19 protein-coding genes are annotated in these 19,466 nt (G+C 37.0%); 15 read left to right on the top strand and 4 right to left on the bottom strand.

Translation table 11 applies throughout. From position 1 onward, the window contains the following. Positions 1–30 precede the first annotated feature (30 nt). The 6 genes from tssH to AAC388_RS11395 are packed head-to-tail and all read left to right on the top strand — an operon-like array spanning position 31 to position 7,631. Positions 31–2,712, top strand: a complete 2,682-nt coding sequence (gene tssH / locus AAC388_RS11420; protein WP_080759757.1) for a type VI secretion system ATPase TssH — start codon at positions 31–33, stop codon at positions 2,710–2,712. 22 nt (positions 2,713–2,734) lie between these two features. Beyond that, positions 2,735–3,829 carry a type VI secretion system protein TssA gene (gene tssA, locus AAC388_RS11415; RefSeq protein ID WP_032012867.1) on the top strand — a complete coding sequence of 365 codons (1,095 nt, stop codon included), beginning with the start codon at positions 2,735–2,737 and terminating at the stop codon, positions 3,827–3,829. Positions 3,830–3,845: 16 nt separating this feature from the next. Then, the gene (gene tssK / locus AAC388_RS11410; RefSeq protein WP_005076735.1) at positions 3,846–5,210 is read left to right on the top strand and encodes a type VI secretion system baseplate subunit TssK; all 1,365 of its coding nucleotides are present in this window, start codon (positions 3,846–3,848) and stop codon (positions 5,208–5,210) included. 17 nt (positions 5,211–5,227) lie between these two features. Further along, positions 5,228–6,034: a type IVB secretion system protein IcmH/DotU gene (gene icmH, locus AAC388_RS11405; RefSeq protein ID WP_002114531.1), complete on the top strand. Its 807-nt coding sequence runs from the start codon at positions 5,228–5,230 to the stop codon at positions 6,032–6,034. 12 nt (positions 6,035–6,046) lie between these two features. Beyond that, a complete protein-coding gene (locus AAC388_RS11400; RefSeq protein ID WP_342370641.1) occupies positions 6,047–6,670 on the top strand; it encodes a hypothetical protein in 624 nt (207 codons plus the stop codon). Positions 6,671–6,677: 7 nt separating this feature from the next. Then, positions 6,678–7,631 carry a M15 family metallopeptidase gene (locus AAC388_RS11395; protein WP_032003326.1) on the top strand — a complete coding sequence of 318 codons (954 nt, stop codon included), beginning with the start codon at positions 6,678–6,680 and terminating at the stop codon, positions 7,629–7,631. Here the strand turns inward: AAC388_RS11395 and AAC388_RS11390 are convergent. Then, positions 7,628–8,485, bottom strand: coding sequence for a LysR family transcriptional regulator (locus tag AAC388_RS11390; RefSeq protein ID WP_342370640.1), 858 nt, complete (start codon positions 8,483–8,485; stop codon positions 7,628–7,630). The genes AAC388_RS11395 and AAC388_RS11390 overlap by 4 nt on opposite strands. Before the next feature lie 147 nt (positions 8,486–8,632). On the opposite strand from AAC388_RS11390, the gene AAC388_RS11385 reads away from it, so the two are divergent. From AAC388_RS11385 to AAC388_RS11370, 4 genes are all read left to right on the top strand, one after another. Beyond that, the gene (locus tag AAC388_RS11385; protein ID WP_017402895.1) at positions 8,633–9,301 is read left to right on the top strand and encodes an ankyrin repeat domain-containing protein; all 669 of its coding nucleotides are present in this window, start codon (positions 8,633–8,635) and stop codon (positions 9,299–9,301) included. 16 nt (positions 9,302–9,317) lie between these two features. After that, complete coding sequence (locus tag AAC388_RS11380; protein ID WP_342370639.1) at positions 9,318–9,803, top strand: nucleoside deaminase; 486 nt, start codon at positions 9,318–9,320, stop codon at positions 9,801–9,803. After that, the gene (locus AAC388_RS11375; protein WP_342370638.1) at positions 9,800–10,981 is read left to right on the top strand and encodes a cyanate transporter; all 1,182 of its coding nucleotides are present in this window, start codon (positions 9,800–9,802) and stop codon (positions 10,979–10,981) included. Before AAC388_RS11380 ends, AAC388_RS11375 begins: the two co-directional genes overlap by 4 nt. A 128-nt stretch (positions 10,982–11,109) precedes the next feature. Further along, complete coding sequence (locus AAC388_RS11370; protein ID WP_342370637.1) at positions 11,110–12,267, top strand: crosslink repair DNA glycosylase YcaQ family protein; 1,158 nt, start codon at positions 11,110–11,112, stop codon at positions 12,265–12,267. Between the two features lie 37 nt (positions 12,268–12,304). Here the strand turns inward: AAC388_RS11370 and AAC388_RS11365 are convergent, their stop codons facing one another. Then, positions 12,305–12,760, bottom strand: a complete 456-nt coding sequence (locus tag AAC388_RS11365) for a GNAT family N-acetyltransferase (protein ID WP_342370636.1) — start codon at positions 12,758–12,760, stop codon at positions 12,305–12,307. Positions 12,761–12,872: 112 nt separating this feature from the next. Here AAC388_RS11365 and AAC388_RS11360 point away from each other — a divergent pair, with 112 nt between their 5' ends. Then, a complete protein-coding gene (locus AAC388_RS11360) occupies positions 12,873–14,348 on the top strand; it encodes a PLP-dependent aminotransferase family protein (RefSeq protein WP_342370634.1) in 1,476 nt (491 codons plus the stop codon). 273 nt (positions 14,349–14,621) lie between these two features. Here AAC388_RS11360 and AAC388_RS11355 read toward each other — a convergent pair whose 3' ends face one another. Next, positions 14,622–15,281: an epoxyqueuosine reductase QueH gene (locus tag AAC388_RS11355; RefSeq protein ID WP_342370633.1), complete on the bottom strand. Its 660-nt coding sequence runs from the start codon at positions 15,279–15,281 to the stop codon at positions 14,622–14,624. A 453-nt stretch (positions 15,282–15,734) separates the two neighbouring features. Here AAC388_RS11355 and AAC388_RS11350 point away from each other — a divergent pair, with 453 nt between their 5' ends. From AAC388_RS11350 to AAC388_RS11340, 3 genes are all read left to right on the top strand, one after another. Next, positions 15,735–16,028 (top strand): hypothetical protein, encoded by a 294-nt coding sequence (locus tag AAC388_RS11350; protein WP_016141447.1) that lies wholly within the window; start codon positions 15,735–15,737, stop codon positions 16,026–16,028. Positions 16,029–16,194: 166 nt separating this feature from the next. After that, positions 16,195–16,659: a redox-sensitive transcriptional activator SoxR gene (gene soxR, locus AAC388_RS11345; protein WP_342370632.1), complete on the top strand. Its 465-nt coding sequence runs from the start codon at positions 16,195–16,197 to the stop codon at positions 16,657–16,659. Between the two features lie 163 nt (positions 16,660–16,822). Continuing rightward, positions 16,823–17,257, top strand: a complete 435-nt coding sequence (locus AAC388_RS11340) for an I78 family peptidase inhibitor (protein ID WP_005076719.1) — start codon at positions 16,823–16,825, stop codon at positions 17,255–17,257. 72 nt (positions 17,258–17,329) lie between these two features. Here the strand turns inward: AAC388_RS11340 and AAC388_RS11335 are convergent, their stop codons facing one another. After that, positions 17,330–17,953, bottom strand: a complete 624-nt coding sequence (locus AAC388_RS11335) for a hypothetical protein (RefSeq protein ID WP_342370631.1) — start codon at positions 17,951–17,953, stop codon at positions 17,330–17,332. Between the two features lie 541 nt (positions 17,954–18,494). Here AAC388_RS11335 and AAC388_RS11330 point away from each other — a divergent pair. Further along, the gene (locus AAC388_RS11330; RefSeq protein ID WP_000065199.1) at positions 18,495–19,430 is read left to right on the top strand and encodes a dihydrodipicolinate synthase family protein; all 936 of its coding nucleotides are present in this window, start codon (positions 18,495–18,497) and stop codon (positions 19,428–19,430) included. Positions 19,431–19,466 lie beyond the last annotated feature (36 nt).

The following is a 19,466-nucleotide window of genomic DNA, read 5'->3' as shown; positions in this document are numbered from 1 at the left end:
GCATTAAATTATTTAAAAATATTGAGAGTAATGATGAGTAATTTAAAAATTTTAATTACAAAACTTTCTACAGTTGCACGAACTGCTTTAGAAAAATCGGCTAATGCTTGTGTTATTCAACAAAATTACGAAATTGAAATTGAGCATCTATTTTTAGAATTACTTAATCAATCTTTAGAGAATGATTTAAAAATTTTATTAAAGAAATATAAAATTTCATCTGAAGCTTTAGCTGATGATTTAAAAGAAACAATTTCTCAATTACCAAAGGGTAATACTCGAACTCCTATTTTTGCTAAATCTATTGTTCGTTTGTTTGAACAAGCTTGGTTATTAGCTTCGGCTGAACAAAATCCCGTTATTCGTAGTGGTCATTTATTAGTTGCATTATTAACTGCACCTGATTTATATCAAATTGCAACAAGAGCTTCGAGTTTATTTGATCTTTTACCAATTGATTCAATGAAGCATAAGTTTCTTGAAATTTGTGAGAAGAGTGTTGAACAACAAGATGAAACAAAAACACCTTCAGATGAAGCTGAACCTACAGACACAACTGCAGCAGCTACCAAAGTAGCTAAAACACCTGCACTTGATCAATATACGATTAATCTCACTGAAAAAGCGAAAAAAGGCGGTATAGATCCAGTTATTGGACGTGAATATGAAATTCGCTTAATGCTCGATATTTTAATGCGTAGACGCCAAAACAATCCGATCTTAACCGGAGAGCCAGGTGTTGGTAAAACAGCTGTAGTGGAAGGTTTGGCTTTAAAAATTGCTCAAGGTTTAGTACCAAACGCCCTAAAAAATGTCCATTTACATGTGCTGGATATGGGGTTGTTGCAGGCAGGTGCAAGTGTTAAAGGCGAATTTGAAAATCGTTTAAAACAGGTTATTCAAGAAGTTCAAGCTTCTACTCATCCTATTATTTTATTTATTGATGAAGCACATACTTTAATTGGTGCAGGTGGACAAGCAGGGCAAAATGATGCTGCAAATCTTTTAAAACCAGCACTTGCACGTGGTGAGTTGCGTACGATTGCTGCGACAACTTGGGCAGAATATAAACAATATTTTGAAAAAGATGCTGCATTGAGCCGACGTTTTCAGGTAGTAAAAGTAGAAGAGCCAACCGAAGAAGTTGCAGTAGATATGTTGCGGGCTATGATTCCAGTCATGCAGCAGCATTTTAAATTGCAAATTGATGATGAGGCGATCGTTACTGCGGTTCATTCTTCACATCGATATATTAGTGGTCGCCAACTTCCGGATAAAGCAATTAGTGTGCTTGATACGGCTGCAGCACGTGTTGCTTTGACTCAAAATGCTCAACCTGTAAAGCTTGATCAGTTAAAGGCCCAAGAGCATAACTTAAAGCTTGAGCAGCAAATTTTAGAAAATGAGCATCGTCAGATTCCAATTCATCATGAACGATTGGAAACTTTAAAAGCTAATTTAGAATCTTTACAAGAAGAGATCCAAGAAACCGAAGAGCAGTGGCAAAAAGAATTAGAACTTGTTCATAAAATTCAAGAGTTAGAAGCACAGAATCATGCTAATGAGTCTGAAGCTTTCGATCAGATTAATCTGCTGCGTAAAGATCTTGCCGATATTCAAGGCCAGCAACCATTAGTATTTGAAAGAGTAAACTCTCAGATTATTAATGAAATTATTTCTGACTGGACTGGTATTCCTGTTGGAAAAATGGTCAATGATGAAATTAAACAGATATTAACGCTTGAAGATAAATTGGGCGAGCGTGTAATGGGGCAAGATTATGCACTCACACAATTAGTTCAAGGGATTAAAACTTCAAAAGCAAAACTTGAAGATCCTAATAAGCCACAAGGTGTATTTCTTTTGGTCGGACCAAGTGGTGTAGGTAAAACTGAAACTGCATTAACTTTGGCAAATGAGTTATATGGTGGTGAGCAGCATTTAATCACTATTAATATGTCTGAATATCAAGAAGCGCATACGGTATCTTCATTGAAAGGTGCGCCTCCAGGATATGTCGGATATGGCCAAGGTGGGGTTTTAACAGAAGCTGTACGCCGTAACCCGTACAGTGTTGTGTTGCTTGATGAAATTGAAAAAGCTCATAGCGATGTTCAGGAACTGTTCTATCAAGTATTCGATAAAGGTACTTTAGAAGATGGTGAAGGACGAGTAATTGATTTTAAAAACACGACTATTTTGTTAACTTCAAATGCTGGTTCAAGTGCCATTATGCAGGCTTGCTTAAATAGACCTGTAGAAGAGTGGCCTACAGCTGAAGAGTTGATTGAGCACTTAAAACCAAGTTTATATAAACAATTTAAGCCTGCATTTTTAGGCCGAATGAGAGTTGTACCTTATTTCCCACTGCATGACGATTTACTTGTACGAATCATTAAGCATAAGTTAGGCAAAATCACAGCAAGAATTGAGAAACAATACGGAACACAAGTCCAGTATTCTGATGATTTGGTAGAGCTCCTCTTAAGCCGTTGTACAGAAGTCGATAGTGGTGCGCGTAACGTTGATAATATTTTAAATTCTACAGTGTTACCTGCATTAGCTACAGAAATTTTGGTGGCTTTAGCAGAGCAAAAACTACCAAAAGTTATCATGATTGATGCTAAAGATGACGAAATTCAATATGTACTAGACCCAGTTGTAAAAGCTGCTAAAAAAAGGACTAGTAAAAAATTGAAGTCAGAAGTTTAAAATTGAATAGAGCTAAAATTAGATGAATATTGATATTTCTGAACTACTCGAACCCATTAGTGATAGTTTACCTTGTGGTGATGACTTTTCGTTTTCTAATGAATTTCATGAAATAAAAAAAGCGAAGACACAAGATGATCTATTACTAGATCAAGGTGATTGGGTTGCTGAGCGCAAACAAGCCGATTGGGACTTTGTAGCAAAGAACACGAGTGTTTTGCTAAAAGATAAAACGAAAGATATTCGTCTATTAACTTGGCTCTTAGAGGCTTGGACTCATCTTTATGGTTTTGAAGGTATGGCTAAAGGTTTAACTTTAAGCCATACCATGCTGAATCAATACTGGCAGGAAATTCACCCTGTTATTGAAGATGATGACTTAGATCAACGCATTGGTTTATTACAGGGTTTAATTAATCAGCTTCCGATGTTGTTAAAGAAAGTTTCTTTAACCAATACAGCTCCTTATTATAATTTGCTTGATTACGATAATTTTCTATATCACGAAAATGTTCGCCGTAAACAAACTGAAGAGTATGACAGCCAGTCAGGACCATCTGAATTAGAACAATTCGACCAAGCCATTTTTAATACTTCTAAAACTTTTCAATATTCTAATTATCAAGATTTTAGTTCAGTCTTAACCGAGTGGGATGTTTTAAAACAGACTCTTGATCATTTAATGGGATTAGATTCGCCGAGTTTTGCTGCTATTGATTCGGCATTTGAGACTATTCACAGCACATTACGTAAGATTTATAAAGCAGAAGCTTTTGGTACAGGGCTTGCGCCAATCCAAGAACAAGCTACTGTTATCACGAGTTCATCTATGGAAAACCAAGTGCCTGTACAAGTTGTTTCAGATCAGCCAGCTTTTCAGCCTCAAGCACAAACGCACTTGGCTAACCGTGAGCAAGCAATGAAAGTATTGCAAGAAATCGCAGATTACTTCCAAGCAAATGAACCTCATAGCCCTGTGAGCTATATGCTTCAAAAAACGATTAAATGGAGTCAAATGCCATTACATGAATGGTTAGCGCAAGTCATCAAAGATGAGCATCCATTACAAATGGTTCAGGAAATGTTAGGTGTGCAGCCTAAAAATGAATATGAATAAAGATTGGTAAAGACATATGTTTAAAGCTGAAAAAGTCCTGTGGGGCGAAGGTTTATTTTTAAGACCTCAACATTTCCAAATTCAAGATACGTATCATGAACAACGCCTAAATCATACGGTTCGCGCAGTTGTGCCTTTTTCGTATGGCATTCAAAAGTTAAGTTTCGATGAAGCTCAGTTGAGTACGCATATTCTTGCTCTTGAGTCTGTAGAGATGATCTGGCAAGACGGTGAAATTTATCAGGCACCTGCATATGATCTATTGCCTGAACCAATTTTATTAGACGATCTTAATTTACGTGGTGAGATGCTAATCTATTTAGCATTGCCGCTTTTACAAGCAAATAAGCAAAATCTAATTGATCAAAACCAAGCGCAAAAGGGTAGATATCAATCACACCTTGTTGAAACGCATGATTTGTTTACTAATGCTACTGAAGCAGATATTAGTTTGCTACGCCGCCGTGCTGTTTTTAAATTATTAGATGTACATAGTAATCCAGACCACAATCTAGATGGTTTCTTATATCTGCCGATTGGAAAGATTAAGCGTCAAAGCTCCGGCGCTTTTGAAATTGATCGAAAGTTTATTCCGCCAATTTTGCACGTGGATGCCTCAGAATCACTCATTTCAAACTTAAAAAGAACACTGAATGTGATTAAGGCAAAAATTAAGACGATTCAAACCAATAACCGAGAAAATGAACAGAAGTTAATTGAATTCCGTTCAGGTGATATCGTTTCATTCTGGTTAGTAAATGCCTTAAACACAGCTCATGCTGGCCTGAATCATTTTGTGCAATATCCACAAATCCATCCAGAACGTTTGTTCTTCGAATTGTTACGTTTAGCAGGTTCTTTATTAACCTTCTCGACGGCGTATGATGTCGACCAGTTGCCTGCCTATAAACACCATAATTTACAAGAAAGTTTTTCGCAGTTAGACACGATTCTACGTGATTTACTCGATACAATTATTTCGAGCCGTTACATCAGTATTGCACTTAAAGAAATCCGCCCTTCATATTGGGTGGGAAGTCTTGAGACCGATAAGATTACTCGAGACACTCGACTTTATATTGCAGTATCAAGTAGTGCAATGCAGACACATGAGTTGATTCAGATTGTACCTTTACGATTCAAGATTGGTAGTACTTTAGATGTAGAGCAACGTGTAGTTGCTGCATTACCTGCAATTCCATTGCATCACTTGATTCAGGTTCCAACAGCGATCCCTGTACGTTCTGGTGTGAGCTATTTTGAAGTTGAACCGCATCATGAATTATACCAGCGCATGTTAGATTCAGAGACGATTTGTATTTATGTTCCGGCTGGCTTCCAAGATATCAGTATTGAACTGATTGCGGTTATGAACGCTTAAGGGTAAAGGAGAGAAAAATGTCACAATCCACAGGTGCTCCTTCTTTATTTGACGATGGGCAAATTGGAACGGGTGGGAACAATAATAGCCAGTCTCAGGCAAAACTACAGGCAATCAATCTTATTGATTTATTGCATGATGGCTTTTATTTGGTTTTTTTGATTCGAAATCAGTATGTGCCGGCAGATGCTCAGCAGTTTCGTGAAAAAATCTTAAATTTACTCAATCAATTTGAGCAACAAGCTAAAAAGTTGCAATTTTCAGCTGATGATATTCATGATGCTAAATATGCATTTTGTGCTTTGATTGATGAAACTATCGTAACGCAACAAGACCCAAGCTATTTTAATTTACAAAATGCTTGGTTAATTAGCCCATTGCAATTGAGCTTGTTTGGTTCTCAGTTAGCCGGGTATCGTTTCTTTGAAATATTGGAACAATTACGTAGTCGTGGAAAAGAACGTCTAGCTGCTTTAGAGGTATTTCATTACTGCCTTTTGCTCGGTTTTCAGGGTAAGTACCGAATTGAATCTATTGAAAGTCTCAACCACCTAGTATCAAGAGTGGGTGATGAAATTGACTATTTAAAAGGGAAAAAAGTTGCGTTTTCGCCATTCTCGGCAATTCCCGATCAAATACGAAATATTATTCATCGCGAAGTACCTTTCTTTTGGATTTTGATCTTTTTATTGATTTTTGCATTACTTACCTTTGCGGGTTTAAGATTTATGCTGAACAATCAAAATGATAAAGCATTATCTAACTATCAAAATGTGATTTCTGCTCCTCAAGAGCAAGCACATATTACAATTTATTTACCTTGATGATGGAACGAAATGGCTCAGGAAAAACCAACTTCTATTCGAGTTTTACAATCGAATAAAAAAAAGCCGAAATCACCAGTACTTTATATTGTGATTGGTGTGATTGCAGGGGTGTTTGTCAGCATCTCGCTATTCCTGTTCTTGTCTCAACCGAATTCGCCAGATTCAGCAGCAATTGAGAGTAAATCAACGGAAGAGCAAATTTTAAATCAAGATGCTGTACATTCTTCAGATGAACAAAATCAGGTTGTTGTAAGTCAAGATAATGAGACGGACTCAATGAGCCGTGATGGCTTTGAACAGCCAAAAGATAATGAGTTAAGCAATATTTTTAAACCTGCTCCACATAAATCTATTGCTACGAATGAACAACGAGTTTCGCCGTTTGATGAGCAGCTAACAGGTGAAAAGAAAGTTCAGATTGTGCCTCAACTGCAGACAGGTACAGCTAAAGCGACTCAACCTAAAATACAGCCAACTCAGCAAAAACCTGTGAGTAAGCCGCAGCAGCAACAAGTGGTGCAAGCTAAACCCGTAGTTGAGAGTAAAGCTCCAGCCGAACCAGAACCTGAGGTTGAGCCACCTAAGGCATCGGTAGATATTAAAATTACACGAAGTCCTTTTGCCGTGAATTAATGAACTGATGATGATCTTTCTCATTTTCTTTTGCTTTACATGTTTGGCAATTGGCTTAGCGTTTTTAATGTCTTATGAACTCAGGAGTAGAAGCAAAGATTTTGTTTTGTCATTACTGCCCCAAGGGCGTAAACAGCTTAATCAGGTTAAACAATTTGCTCAAACCATGAATCAGGCAGCTGCTCCTGAAAAATTACAATCTCATTGGCATTTACAGCAATGGTGGATTGTAATTGCAGGCTTTTTCTTGTTTGCCAGTATATTAGTTTTTGCTTTTACTCGTCCGATTAGTTCAACCCGAATTGAAGCTGAATATCTGAAAAAAACAGATCCTCAAATTTATGCACTTTTGAATGGTGAAATATTATCGCCACCGCCAGAAGTAGATGAAAGCCTAATTGAAGCCGCAATTGTTGAGGCGACGCAGTTAGAGCAGCAATATTCGTCTCAAAATAGTGGAGCTATTAATTCTTCACCGATTGATAACGCCAGTTTCGATGGTCGAGCTATTTTGGATACAAATTTAGTTGATCGTAAATGGGACAAAATGAACCCACGATATAAACAGCGTTTACTCATGGTCTTTAAAATCATGAAAGAACAGTATGGTTATGAGTTGGTTCTATTAGAAGGCTATCGTAGCCCAGCACGTCAGAATATGTTGGCGGGCAATCCAAATACGACTAGAGCGAGGGGTTATCAAAGCTATCACCAATTTGGTTTAGCTGCTGATGTAGCATTTAAGCGAAATGGAAAAGTGGTTATTTCTGAGCGAGATCCGTGGGCAATGCAAGGCTATCGATTATATGGTCAAGTCGCCGAATCGGTTGGTTTGACTTGGGGTGGACGTTGGAAATCTATCCAAGATTATGGGCATACCGAGTTCCGTATGCCGGGCTTAAGAAAAACTCAAGAAATGGCAGAAAAACTGATTGCTGAAAGTTCGAATGATATAAGTTAAATATTGATTGATGATTGAAAACGTTCTTGTAAAACAGACGTCATTTTATCTACAAGCTGGGAAATTATCCCAGCTTTTTCCCATGTGTAAATTGAAACGGCCATAGGAGGCACATCTCCTAATGAATCATATCGACGTACTCTCCGTCCATTGGTTGTCGCTACAGGCAATAAAGATAATCCTAATCCTGTTTCAACACTGACTAACACGCTTTCTAGGCTACTACCTGTAAAGGCAATATACCAACGTCGCCGTTCGTGCTCTAAAGTTGCGAACATTTCGTCCCGATAAAGTCCGCCTTGAGGAAAGGTCACTAAACTCATGGGATCAGACCATTTAGTTGTTGAATTCGAACTTTCAAACCATGCCATTTCTTCTGGGAATGTAGCGTGGTGATCAGCACTAGCAGCAGGTTCTTTGACAATAATAATATCGAACTCACCATTCCGATAACGTTCTGTTAGGTTCCGACTTAAGCCAGAGGTTACATCTAAACGAATGGAGCGATGCTCTTTGGCAAATATACCGAAAACTTCAGCCATTGCAGGACTCATCATATCTTCTGGTAAACCAATACGAATGGGAATACTTCCTGCCGGATCTTTAAGTAGGGCCTCAGCTTCCTGTTGGAGAGTCAAAATCCTTTGCGCATAACCAATTAGATATTCTCCAGATGCCGTCAGTTTGAAAGGTCTTGCTGTCCGATCTATAAGGGCATGACCGACAGATTCTTCAAGTCGTGCTAACTGCTGACTAACTGTTGATTGAGTCAGGTGTAATCGATCGGCAGCTGCGGTAAAACCGCCAGTTTCAAAAATAGTGACGAAAGCACGTAAAAGGCGAGGATCAAACATATTAGGTACCGCCACACTTAAAAGCCGATAAGATAAATATTTATAATCTTAATACTATCGATTCAATAATTTAATTTCCAAATACTTTTGGTGATCTTTATTCTATTTACAAAATATTTTGCCAAAAAATTCTATTGGGAGGCCACCATGCGTAAGTCACTAATATGGATGAATCTGATTGTCGCATTAGGGACTTCGGGTTTTACAAATATGACGAATGCAATGGGTGAGTATCCTTTACATCAGGCAGTGATAAATAATGATACACAATCTATTAAACGGATTTTATCTCAAAAAGCTTTAATTGATGAGCGAGATGAAACTGGTTCGACTGCTTTGATGGTCGCTACAAGAGCAAATAATGTACATGCTGCTCATATGCTGATAGAGGCTGGTGCCGATGTAAATGCAAAAGACAATATTCAAGACAGTCCATATTTATATGCTAGTGCACAGGGATATTTAAAAATTCTAAGAATGACACTCATGCATGGTGCCGATTTAAAAAGTATTAACCGTTACGGTGGGACTGCACTCATTCCGGCAGCGGAACGAGGCCATGTTGAAACAGTTCGTACATTAATTGCGGCCGGTGTAGATGTTAATCATGTCAATAATTTGGGGTGGACGGCATTACTTGAGGCCATCATTTTGGGAAATGGAGAGCCCAAATATCAACACATTGTAGAGCTTTTATTAAAGGCAGGTGCTGATCCGAACTTGGCTGATAAAGACGGCATAACTCCCTTACACCATGCGCGGTCAAGAGGATATCGCGAAATTGAAAAAAGACTTCTTGCAGCTGGTGCAAAATAGAAAGTGAGAGTATGTGATGGAAAAAGGTGAACATTTTTTACGTAAGGCGATTGAGCTTGCCTATAACAATATAGAAAAAGGTGGCAGACCATTTGGAGCAGTAGTTGTAAAGAATGGAGAAATTATTGCTTCAGGTGTAAATCAGATTCTGACAACGAATGACCCAACTGCACATGCCGAATTACTGGCGATTCGTGCAGCCAGCCAAGTTTTAGGAACTGCCAATTTAGAAGGCTGCTCTGTGTATGCAAGTGGTCATCCATGCCCAATGTGTATGGCTGCAATGCGTTTAGCAGGTATCAAGTCGGTGAGCTATGCATATTCTAATGAAGACGGAACACCATTTGGTTTGTCTACAGCCGAAATATATATTGAGTTTGCCAAGCCGTTTTCTGAACAATCAATGAAAATTCAATATATACCGATCAGAGTTGAAAACCGCACTGATCTTTATGTGCATTGGAAGAATTATCAGGCCCAGAATTCAGGTTCAGAAGAATGAAGCAGTCTGGATTTTTTTTGACTCGTCCCATGCTTGTTGTAACGGTAGCTTTGGTGGGCCTTAATTTAAGACCATTTATCACAAGTATTGGACCATTAATTGCCAATATTCGAACAGCCACTGGCTTAAGCCTACAAGGAATGGCACTACTTACTTTGCTACCGATGATGCTTATGGGGCTTGTTGCATTTGTTGGCCCAATATTGCAGAACTATGTGGGCGAACGGAAAGCTATTCTCGGTGCATTGCTCGCCATTTGTGGAGGATGTGCTGTCCGATTTTTATTGCCTACATCTGAAGGATTAATTCTTAGTGCAATAGTAATTGGATTCGGAGTTGCGATGATACAAGCGGCTTTTCCGGGCATGATTAAACGAGAATTTAGCCAATACATAGGTCCGATGATGGGGCTTTATTCGGCTATGCTCATGGGCGGTGGGGCGTTAGGAGCATGGTTAGCTCCCATAATTTCAAATATAACGGGTGTCTGGTCGATTGGCCTAGCTTTTTTTGCTATTCCAGCTTTATTTACATTTATATTGGCACTTATTTTTTTACCATCAAAAGTTCGCTCATCCATCCATCGCGCGCCTATAAGAAAGTTATTAAAGCAACCTCGAACTTGGTTATTAATGGCTTGTTTCGGGCTTGTAAATGGTGGCTACTCATCAGTCGTAGCTTGGTTAGCACCTTCTTTTCAAGATCAGGGTCGGAGCGTAGCGCAAAGTGGACAACTACTTGCTTTACTGGCCTTGAGCCAAGCAGCTTCAGCACTCATTTTGCCTGTTTTAGCTAGGAAATATAAAGATCGACGTCCATGGTTATGGTTTACGTTAGCCATGCAACTAGTCGGTTTCTCTGGAATGGCTTTTATGCCTGAGTTCGCCTCTATGCTTTGGGCAATTTGTTTAGGCGCGGGTTTAGGGGGATGTTTTGCCTTAACGCTTATCGTTGCATTAGACCATTTTGATGATCCGACTCATGCAGGTGCTTTATCTGCACTGATGCAGGGTGGTGGTTTTTTACTGGCAGCAATCCCGCCGTGGATTATTGCAATTTTGTATGATCTTACGGGGGCTTACAAAGCAGGATGGCTTTTTCATTTAGTCAGTGTGATATTAGTCATTATTTTAGTAATTAGATTGAATCCCAAAAGTTATTTCAAAGTAAGTCTGTAAAAAGTTGAGTTAGCCAAGATTCTTTTTTAAAAATTGCTACTCCTATAATCACAAGCAAATGAGGAAATAGTGATACGATAGAACTGAAAATTTCCGCTTCTAAATGAATACAACAATATTTGATTTCTATGACTTCTTCTTTGAAACAGCTCACTTTATTTAATCAAGGCTTAGGAAAAACCAGTCGATTTGCAAAAGGCATGGATGGAACTTTACAGGCTATTGAGCATTTAGGATATGTGCAGATTGATACCATATCGGTTATAGAGCGAGCTCATCACCATATATTGTGGAGCCGAGTGCCTGATTATGAGCTAAGTCATCTTAATAGTTTGGTTGGTGAGCGGCAGATTTTTGAATATTGGTATCATGCCGCGTCTTATCTTCCTATGAAAGATTATCGCTATGCATTGCCTGCCATGATGTCTGTCAGAAACGGAGAAAGCCGTTATTTCAATAGAGGTGATCAACACCTTATGAATGAAATTTTGGCACGTGTTCGTGCTGAAGGAAAAATTCGTCTACGTGATATTGATAAAAATAATAAAAAGAGTTTGGGAAACTGGTGGAATACCGGACCAGGCCGCCGTGCTTTTGAGCAGTTATATATGCAGGGTGACCTGATGATCTGTGAACGTAACGGAATAGAAAAGGTCTTTGATTTGACCGAGCGCTACTTGCCAGAAAATATTGATTTAAGTATGCCTACACTTTATGAATATGCGCAGTATTTATTTAATAATACGCTTCGAGCACATGGTGCATTTACATGGAAACAATTAGTTCATCTAAAGAAAAATGATTTAAAAGAAACTATGCGTGTCGTTCTGAAGGAGCAAATTGACGCAGGTGTTGTATCAGCAATTAAACTTGAGAATGGTCAAACTTTATATGTTGATGTTGCTGCAATAGAACAAAAGGTTAGTACTGATTTCGGTTTAAAAATACTGTCGCCTTTTGATAATTCTCTTATTCATCGTGACCGTCTAGCTTCCTTATTTGAATTTGATTACCGCATTGAATGCTATGTACCAGCGGCCAAACGTGTATATGGTTATTTTTGTTTGCCGATTCTATATCAAGATGAGTTAGTAGGCCGAGTAGATTGTAAAGCGCATCGGTCTATCAAAGAATTAGAAGTGATTAGCCTGCATCTTGAAAAAACAGTAAAAAATAAGGAGCTCTTCCTCTTCGAACTGGAACAAGAGCTCAAGCGTTTTGCTGCGTTTAATCAATGCTCAACTATTAATGACAAAGTGATTCAGCGTATTCGTACTAAAATTTAGACACCAAAAGCACTCCAGCTTTTGGTGTTTTCACTTTTTAGTTTAAAGGCATACGATATTCAATAATTCCTGGTTTTTGTGCAATCCAGTCATAAAGCTTTTGCGCTGTTAGATTGGTTTCTTGAGTATGCCAATATAAACGGTCACAGTTGTGTTCGATAGCTTGCTTCTGCACATATTCAATGAGTTGCTTACCAATGTGTTGTCCACGAACTTCAGGTGAAACATAAAGGTCCTCTAGATAACAGTAATTATTTTCTGCCCATGTTGAACGATGAATAACATAATGCACAATTCCTAAAACCTGCTCACCTTGTTTAGCAATGGCACAGTACATAGGTTCATTCTCATCGAAGAAACGTTCCCATGTTACTTTTGTGACATGAAGGGGTAAATTCACTTGATAAAAATTTTGGTAGGCAAGCCAATATTTTTCCCATTGTGAATAATCTTGCTGCTCAACAGGAACGATTTGAAGACCTTGATTTTGCATAATAATTACACTCTGTTTTAAAGTAATAAAAAATCGACAACTAGAGTGTAGTTTTGATAGTGGTATTTTTATAAGATACACTTTTGATATTTTTCATAGTACCAGTTTTGATATGGCAGCTCCGATTTCTGCATCTTTTCCCCATTTAATTTTGCCAAAAGGCCAGATTAAAGATGGATTATATACGGCTTTACGTGATGCAATTTTAGATGGAAGGCTGACTGCCGGAACAAAATTACCCTCAAGTCGTGCTTTGGCAGAGATGATGTCAATTTCAAGGAATTCTGTATTGGCGGCTCTTGAACGATTACTGGATGAGGGATATTTATTTACTAAACCAAGTTCGGGTACCTATGTTGCTGAGGTTGTGCCAGATCAGTTAATACACGTTCAAAAAAATTCAAAAGAAACGTCTAAAAATACTCATCGTTCCTTAAATATTAATCCAAATATTGAAGCTTTATTGGATTCATGGCGAAAGCAGTCATGGTTAAGTAAAAAGAAAAAGATGTTTCATGTAGGGGTAGGCTGTATTGATTTATTTCCTCATCAACTGTGGGGCAAGTTATTAACACAAGCTTGGCGGCAGTCGTATTATCAGCTTGGTCAATTTTACGACCCGCGTGGCTATCTACCTTTGCGTCAGGCAATTTGTGAATATGTTCGCTCTACCCGGGGGCTAAACTGCAACGAAGAGCAAATTATTATCGTAAACGGAACGCAGCAAGCTATTCATTTAACGGCCTATGCCTTACTTCAAGCAAATGATGAAGTGTGTTTGGATGAGCCAGGATATGATGCAGCTTTTAAGATTTTTCGAAGTTTTAGTGCACAGGTAAATTTGATCGAGAGTGATGAGGAGGGAATGCAAATTTCTGACATTACAAATCATTACTTCAAAAGCAAACTGGTCTATACAGCACCTTCACATCAATTTCCTTTAGGAGGAACTTTAAGTTTAGCTCGCCGTTTTGCTTTATTAGATTGGGCAAACAAAGAAGAAAAATGGATTTTTGAAGACGATTATAATAGTGAGTTTCGTTATGGCACGCACCCAATTCAAGCACTACAAGGTTTAGATCAGCAGCAAAGAGTCATTTATTCTGGAACTTTTACCAAAATGATGTTTCCAGAGTTTCGTTTAGGGTTCATGGTTGTACCTGAAGCATTAATTGAAACCTTTAGTGCAGCTAAATACTATACTGATGTACGAAGTTCATATTTAGAGCAGGTCGCTTTAGCTTTATTCATTCAACAAGGCCACTATGCTCGACATGTACGTAAAGTTCGAAAGGCATGCTATGAGCGTCAACAAGTATTGATTAACGCTATTAATGAACACCTCTCAGATGTACTCGACGTTCAGCCAACAGATTCAGGCATTCATCTTATATGTTGGTTAAAAGCACCATGGACAGAGCAGGAGTTTATTTCTCATTGCTCGGCATTAGATTTGGAGATTCAACCTCTATCAAGATATTGTCAACTTGAGTCGAAAAAAGCAGCAGTTCTGTTGGGCTATGCTGCACATCAACCTGAGGAAATGGTGGAAAATATTAAGAGACTAGCCATCAGTATCAAAAAGTAAAATAGCTAAACTTTTCAAAATTATATCTGGATTTTAGAGTGATTTTATTTTTAATGAGAAGGGCAAAGTATTTATTCGATTTAAATATTTGATGAAATTTTAAAAAATTTAAATTTAAAAGATTTGTTAATCTTATTTTAAGCTAACTTCATTATTCTAATAATATCAAAGCTCAGTACAGTACACCTTTTGGCCACATTCTCCAGATGTGGCCTCTTTTTATTAGGAATAAATATAGCTTAGAATGAATTAATTTTTTAAGGAGAATAATTTTTAATCTTCTTCCATGGCATTACTATAAAACTTAACACCCAGTTTAATTCGGTCTCGACCATTACTCATACGCCAACGATTGGTATCACGTAAAGAGTATACACAACCACAATATTCCTGTTGATAGAATTCCTCTCGCTTACTGATTTCAATCATTCGACTAGAGCCACCATTTTTTCGCCAGTTATAATCCCAATATTGAATATCTGGATAATTGGATGCTGCTCGAATTCCGCAATCATTAATTTGAGCCATATTTTTCCAACGAGAAATTCCTAAGGAACTACTGATGAGACTAAAGCCGTGTTCATGTGCGTAAAGGGCAGTTCGCTCGAAACGCATATCGAAACACATGGTACAACGAATACCGCGTTCTGGTTCATCTTCCATACCTTTAGCTCGAGCAAACCAATTATCCGTATCATAATCGGCATCGATAAATGGAATATTATGCTTTTCTGCAAAACGAATATTTTCTTCCTTACGGATGAGATATTCTTTTATCGGATGAATATTAGGATTATAAAAAAATATTGAAAATTTAATTCCAGAATCAATTAATGCTTCCATAACTTCTCCTGAACAAGGAGCACAGCAAGAATGAAGTAATAATTGATCATGTCCAGATGGGAGTTCTAATTTTAAACGTTGAGTTGACATAATAAAAAATTAAATTGCAATTCTAATAATTATATATTTTTATTTTGTATAATGTGAACTGAATTATTTTCAATTAAACATGAAATTAATTTAATATCTTAAAATTTATTTATTACTTTGTTTGAGGTTTAGTTGAATATAATGAAATAATTAGATTATTAAATACTAAAATTATTTATATAGACGCTTTTAAATTTATTAAACGAAATACTATATAGTAATATAAAATATAGATAAATTTAATATTTTTTAAAATAATAATATTAAAAAACAGCTAGTTAAGTGATTGATGTTTCTAGATATAATTTGAAATTTTTTATGTTTTATTGTGATGTATGTCACAAATAAACCTTATTTTTTCAATTAAAATATTTCTTTAGATTTGTAGCTTTAATAAATCTATACTATAAAATTCGATGTGTTTTTAAATTTAAGCGTGTGATTATTTGAGATATGAAAGATTGGCAATGTAAGTATTGTAATGGTTACATTATGGTTAATCATTCAAAGATCAGCGTAGGAGAAAAAGTTTACTTTTTGGTATATAAATTTGATGCAAAGAATGAACGAAAAAAATTATATAAAAAGGGAATTGTAGTTGCTCGCTACGATAATATACTTCACATTGAGTCACGTAAAAAAACTTATAAGATCGAACAGGCTAAGGTCTATCCATTAGGAGCACCAATGCCTTTTGTTTATAACATGTTTTGGATTTGCGGGTGTCCATGTACCCTACAAAATTAATTTCTTAAATTTAATTGAATTAATAATCGTATCAAATTTATTTTTTCAGCTTTTATAGAAAAGTTAAGACCAACAAAGTCAGAAAAATGACTTTGAATGGTTGAGTGATTGATTTGACAAAACCAATAGGCTCTCTTATAAACCTCGAGTAAAGTTGAGGTTAATCATGATAAGTGAAAATAAAAAAGTTGACTCTAGTCGAGTTTTGACTGTGGGTGAAGTTGCAAAAAGGAGTGGAGTTCCTGTCTCGACCCTACATTTTTATGAGGCGAAGGGGCTGATAAAAAGTATAAGAACCAATGGTAATCAACGCCGTTTTCCATTAATCGTTTTAAGGTATATTGCGATTATTAAAGTTGCTCAAAGAGTAGGAATTCCTTTAAATGAAATTAAAGAGGCTCTTAGCGCCTATCCTATGGGGAGCAAATTAACAGCTAAACAGTGGAAAGAGTTATCAAGCCATTGGCGAAAAGATCTCGATGATCGTATTCAAAAATTAACGAGGCTACGGGATGAAATGGACTGGTGTATTGGTTGTGGTTGCTTATCACTAGAGCAATGCCCTTTAAGAAATCCAGAAGATGTTTTGGGGCAAGAGGGATCTGGACCACGAATTTTGGAAAGGCCATGATCGCAATATTTTGATAATTATTTTTAGAAAGGAAAATCTTAAATTCCAATCAATTAAAGAAATGGTGAATAGAACTTCCAAGTGAGTTTTTTATTGTAATCAAGTGACATGAAACATGAGTTTTTTTGATATCTTTAGTTTTTTTATTAAGAAGCAAAAATTTATGAAAAAAATTATCTTTCTTGGTTTAGCGCTTGTTTCGTTAACGGCTTGTTCATCTGTACAACATAAAGATCCAACTCCACCAAAAATTGGTTCACCAAACCCAGCTAGTCAATATTGTGTTGAACAAGGTGGGAAATTAGAAATTAGAAATGAAGCAAATGGTCAGGTTGGGTATTGTCATTTACCAAACGGCCAAGTCGTGGAAGAATGGAAATTATTCCGTGATAATCAAGCAAACTGTGTAGCAGAAGAAGCTCAAAAATTAGTGGGTCAATCTGGCCTTACTGATGATCAAATTAAACAAAAAACTAAATCAGAAATTGTGCGCAAAGTGGCTCCAGGTCAACCAATGACTATGGATTATCGTACAAACCGAGTTACAGTTACTATTGATCCTGCTTCTAAGAAAATTACTCAGGCAACTTGTGGTTAATATGTTTAATTAAAGTTTGCTAAATCAAATTTTAAAGAAAAGAGCCTGCTGAAAATGCAGGCTTTTTTTACTTTAATTTTCGGAATAATGAATGACTGGATACTCTTTTTGTTGAGGCAGTTGTTGCAAAGCCTGATTAATTTTGATGAGAAAAATATCCACTTTGTCTTGGCTTGGATTGTCGGTGTTGTATGATGCTCTTTCTTGATAGTTAATTCCGCATCCAATAATTTTCATATTTGCAGGATTAAAGCTCCAGTCATTTGCATTCTTGATCGAGATATCTAAATCACTATCACATTCTTTCCAGAGTTTTAAAAATTGATTGGAATATACACCTGGAGCTTCTTGTGCTCGGTAGGCTGTAAATCCTTGCATTTCAGAGTTAGCAAATTGAAGGAGATGATTGGTAGGCATTCCTCCCCAAAGTATAGCCGTATCTTTCGGTAGCTTTATTCCTGTTATATGTTCTTCTTTAAGTGGTGCAGTTTGCTCATCTTTCTGTTTGGACTTTTGAGATTTATAAACCAGTTTTGTTCCAACAGGAACTGTTACACCTTTGATTTGAGTTATTTGTGTTGTATAGAAATAAGGCGAATCATCACGGCTACAGCCTGTCGGGTTATAACAACCAATACAACCACTTAATAATAAAAGCGGGCAACTTAAAACACTTAATTTGAATACTCGATCCATTTTTCTTGTCTTTAATTATGTCTAGAAATTTAATATATCAGTATTTAAATCAATAATAAAAAAAGCCCCTAGCGGACTAGAGGCAGAAAAACATCAGATGCAAGAACAGGTGAATTATGCATCTGAGTTAAGTAGGTTGTATCAAACCATGTAAAGCACTTTACCAGCAAAAATGAATAAAAATAGGGAGGTGCGACTAATGGCTAATGTTCTGCGGCTATTTATTGAGCGTTTATAAGCTCGAATTTAATTTCTATCCTCGGCGCTAAATTTTAAATTTCATTAATTTTTTAGGTTAAATTTTTTGAAAAATATACGCCAGACTTTATTTTAAATTCTATTAATAAAATTAATATTTGATTTATATGAATATTTACTCAGTTAAAGAATTTAAGGGACAGGACTATTCTTTTTGTTGTATATCGTATACGATATATGAAGAATGATTAAACAGCTATTAATCCCATTCCATAACTTTTGAGATGGATTAACTCGAAAGTACGACTACCCAGAGTTTTATTTGTATTACTGAGGAATAATTATGAGTAATATCTTCACAGGATGTATCCCGGCGCTAATGACCCCATGTACTCCTAACCGTGAGCCAGATTTTGACGCGCTTGTGAAAAAAGGGCATGAGCTGATTGAAGCGGGCATGAGTGCGGTAGTGTATTGTGGTTCTATGGGTGATTGGCCTTTACTAACCGAAGCTCAACGCCAAGAAGGTGTAGCACGACTTGTTGCTGCTGGCATTCCTACAATTGTTGGTACTGGTGCAGTTAATTCAAAAGAAGCGGTTTCTCATGCAGCTCATGCAGAAAAAGTCGGTGCACAAGGGCTTATGGTTATTCCACGTGTACTATCACGCGGTGCATCACCAACAGCACAAAAAGCTCACTTTTCTGCAATTTTAAAAGCAGCTCCAAGCTTACCAGCGGTGATTTACAATAGCCCGTATTATGGATTTGCGACTCGTGCAGATTTATTTTTTGAATTACGCCGCGAGTTTCCAAACTTAATTGGTTTTAAAGAATTTGGCGGTGCTGCCGATATGCGTTACGCAGCTGAGTTCATTACTTCACAAGATGATTCAGTTACCTTAATGGCAGGTGTAGATACTCAAGTTTTTCATGGCTTCGTGAACTGCAATGCAACGGGTGCGATTACAGGGATTGGTAATGCTTTGCCTAAAGAAGTGCTACAGTTGGTTGACCTCAGTAAGAAAGCTGCAGCAGGTGATGCCAAAGCTCGTCGTTTAGCACAAGAGTTATCAAGTGCATTAGAAGTTTTATCGTCTTTTGATGAAGGAACTGATTTAGTTCTTTACTATAAATATTTAATGGTACTTAACGGCGATAAAGAATATACCTTACATTTTAACGAGACGGATGCATTAAGTGAATCACAACGTAAATATGTTGAAACTCAGTATGAACTATTCCGTACTTGGTACCGTAACTGGTCAGCTGAAATCTAAGTAAATACCTATAAAAAAGAGGCTAATAATTGAGCC

It is taken from the genome of Acinetobacter sp. D009, from assembly GCF_038562025.1.
Taxonomy (GTDB): domain Bacteria; phylum Pseudomonadota; class Gammaproteobacteria; order Pseudomonadales; family Moraxellaceae; genus Acinetobacter; species Acinetobacter pittii.
This window is presented reverse-complemented; position numbering and strand designations above follow the sequence as displayed.

Excerpts from the sequence above, each read along its gene's own strand:
- tssH (WP_080759757.1), top strand. The coding sequence starts at position 31 with ATGATGAGTAATTTAAAAATTTTAATTACAAAACTTTCTACAGTTGCA.
- AAC388_RS11390 (WP_342370640.1), bottom strand. The coding sequence starts at position 8,485 with ATGTTTGATCCTCGCCTTTTACGTGCTTTCGTCACTATTTTTGAAACT.
- AAC388_RS11400 (WP_342370641.1), top strand. The coding sequence starts at position 6,047 with ATGGCTCAGGAAAAACCAACTTCTATTCGAGTTTTACAATCGAATAAA.
- AAC388_RS11380 (WP_342370639.1), top strand. The coding sequence starts at position 9,318 with ATGGAAAAAGGTGAACATTTTTTACGTAAGGCGATTGAGCTTGCCTAT.
- AAC388_RS11375 (WP_342370638.1), top strand. The coding sequence starts at position 9,800 with ATGAAGCAGTCTGGATTTTTTTTGACTCGTCCCATGCTTGTTGTAACG.
- AAC388_RS11340 (WP_005076719.1), top strand. The coding sequence starts at position 16,823 with ATGAAAAAAATTATCTTTCTTGGTTTAGCGCTTGTTTCGTTAACGGCT.
- AAC388_RS11350 (WP_016141447.1), top strand. The coding sequence starts at position 15,735 with ATGAAAGATTGGCAATGTAAGTATTGTAATGGTTACATTATGGTTAAT.
- AAC388_RS11385 (WP_017402895.1), top strand. The coding sequence starts at position 8,633 with ATGCGTAAGTCACTAATATGGATGAATCTGATTGTCGCATTAGGGACT.
- AAC388_RS11355 (WP_342370633.1), bottom strand. The coding sequence starts at position 15,281 with ATGTCAACTCAACGTTTAAAATTAGAACTCCCATCTGGACATGATCAA.
- AAC388_RS11365 (WP_342370636.1), bottom strand. The coding sequence starts at position 12,760 with ATGCAAAATCAAGGTCTTCAAATCGTTCCTGTTGAGCAGCAAGATTAT.
- tssK (WP_005076735.1), top strand. The coding sequence starts at position 3,846 with ATGTTTAAAGCTGAAAAAGTCCTGTGGGGCGAAGGTTTATTTTTAAGA.
- AAC388_RS11360 (WP_342370634.1), top strand. The coding sequence starts at position 12,873 with ATGGCAGCTCCGATTTCTGCATCTTTTCCCCATTTAATTTTGCCAAAA.
- AAC388_RS11330 (WP_000065199.1), top strand. The coding sequence starts at position 18,495 with ATGAGTAATATCTTCACAGGATGTATCCCGGCGCTAATGACCCCATGT.
- AAC388_RS11370 (WP_342370637.1), top strand. The coding sequence starts at position 11,110 with ATGACTTCTTCTTTGAAACAGCTCACTTTATTTAATCAAGGCTTAGGA.
- AAC388_RS11395 (WP_032003326.1), top strand. The coding sequence starts at position 6,678 with ATGATGATCTTTCTCATTTTCTTTTGCTTTACATGTTTGGCAATTGGC.
- tssA (WP_032012867.1), top strand. The coding sequence starts at position 2,735 with ATGAATATTGATATTTCTGAACTACTCGAACCCATTAGTGATAGTTTA.
- AAC388_RS11335 (WP_342370631.1), bottom strand. The coding sequence starts at position 17,953 with ATGGATCGAGTATTCAAATTAAGTGTTTTAAGTTGCCCGCTTTTATTA.
- soxR (WP_342370632.1), top strand. The coding sequence starts at position 16,195 with ATGATAAGTGAAAATAAAAAAGTTGACTCTAGTCGAGTTTTGACTGTG.
- icmH (WP_002114531.1), top strand. The coding sequence starts at position 5,228 with ATGTCACAATCCACAGGTGCTCCTTCTTTATTTGACGATGGGCAAATT.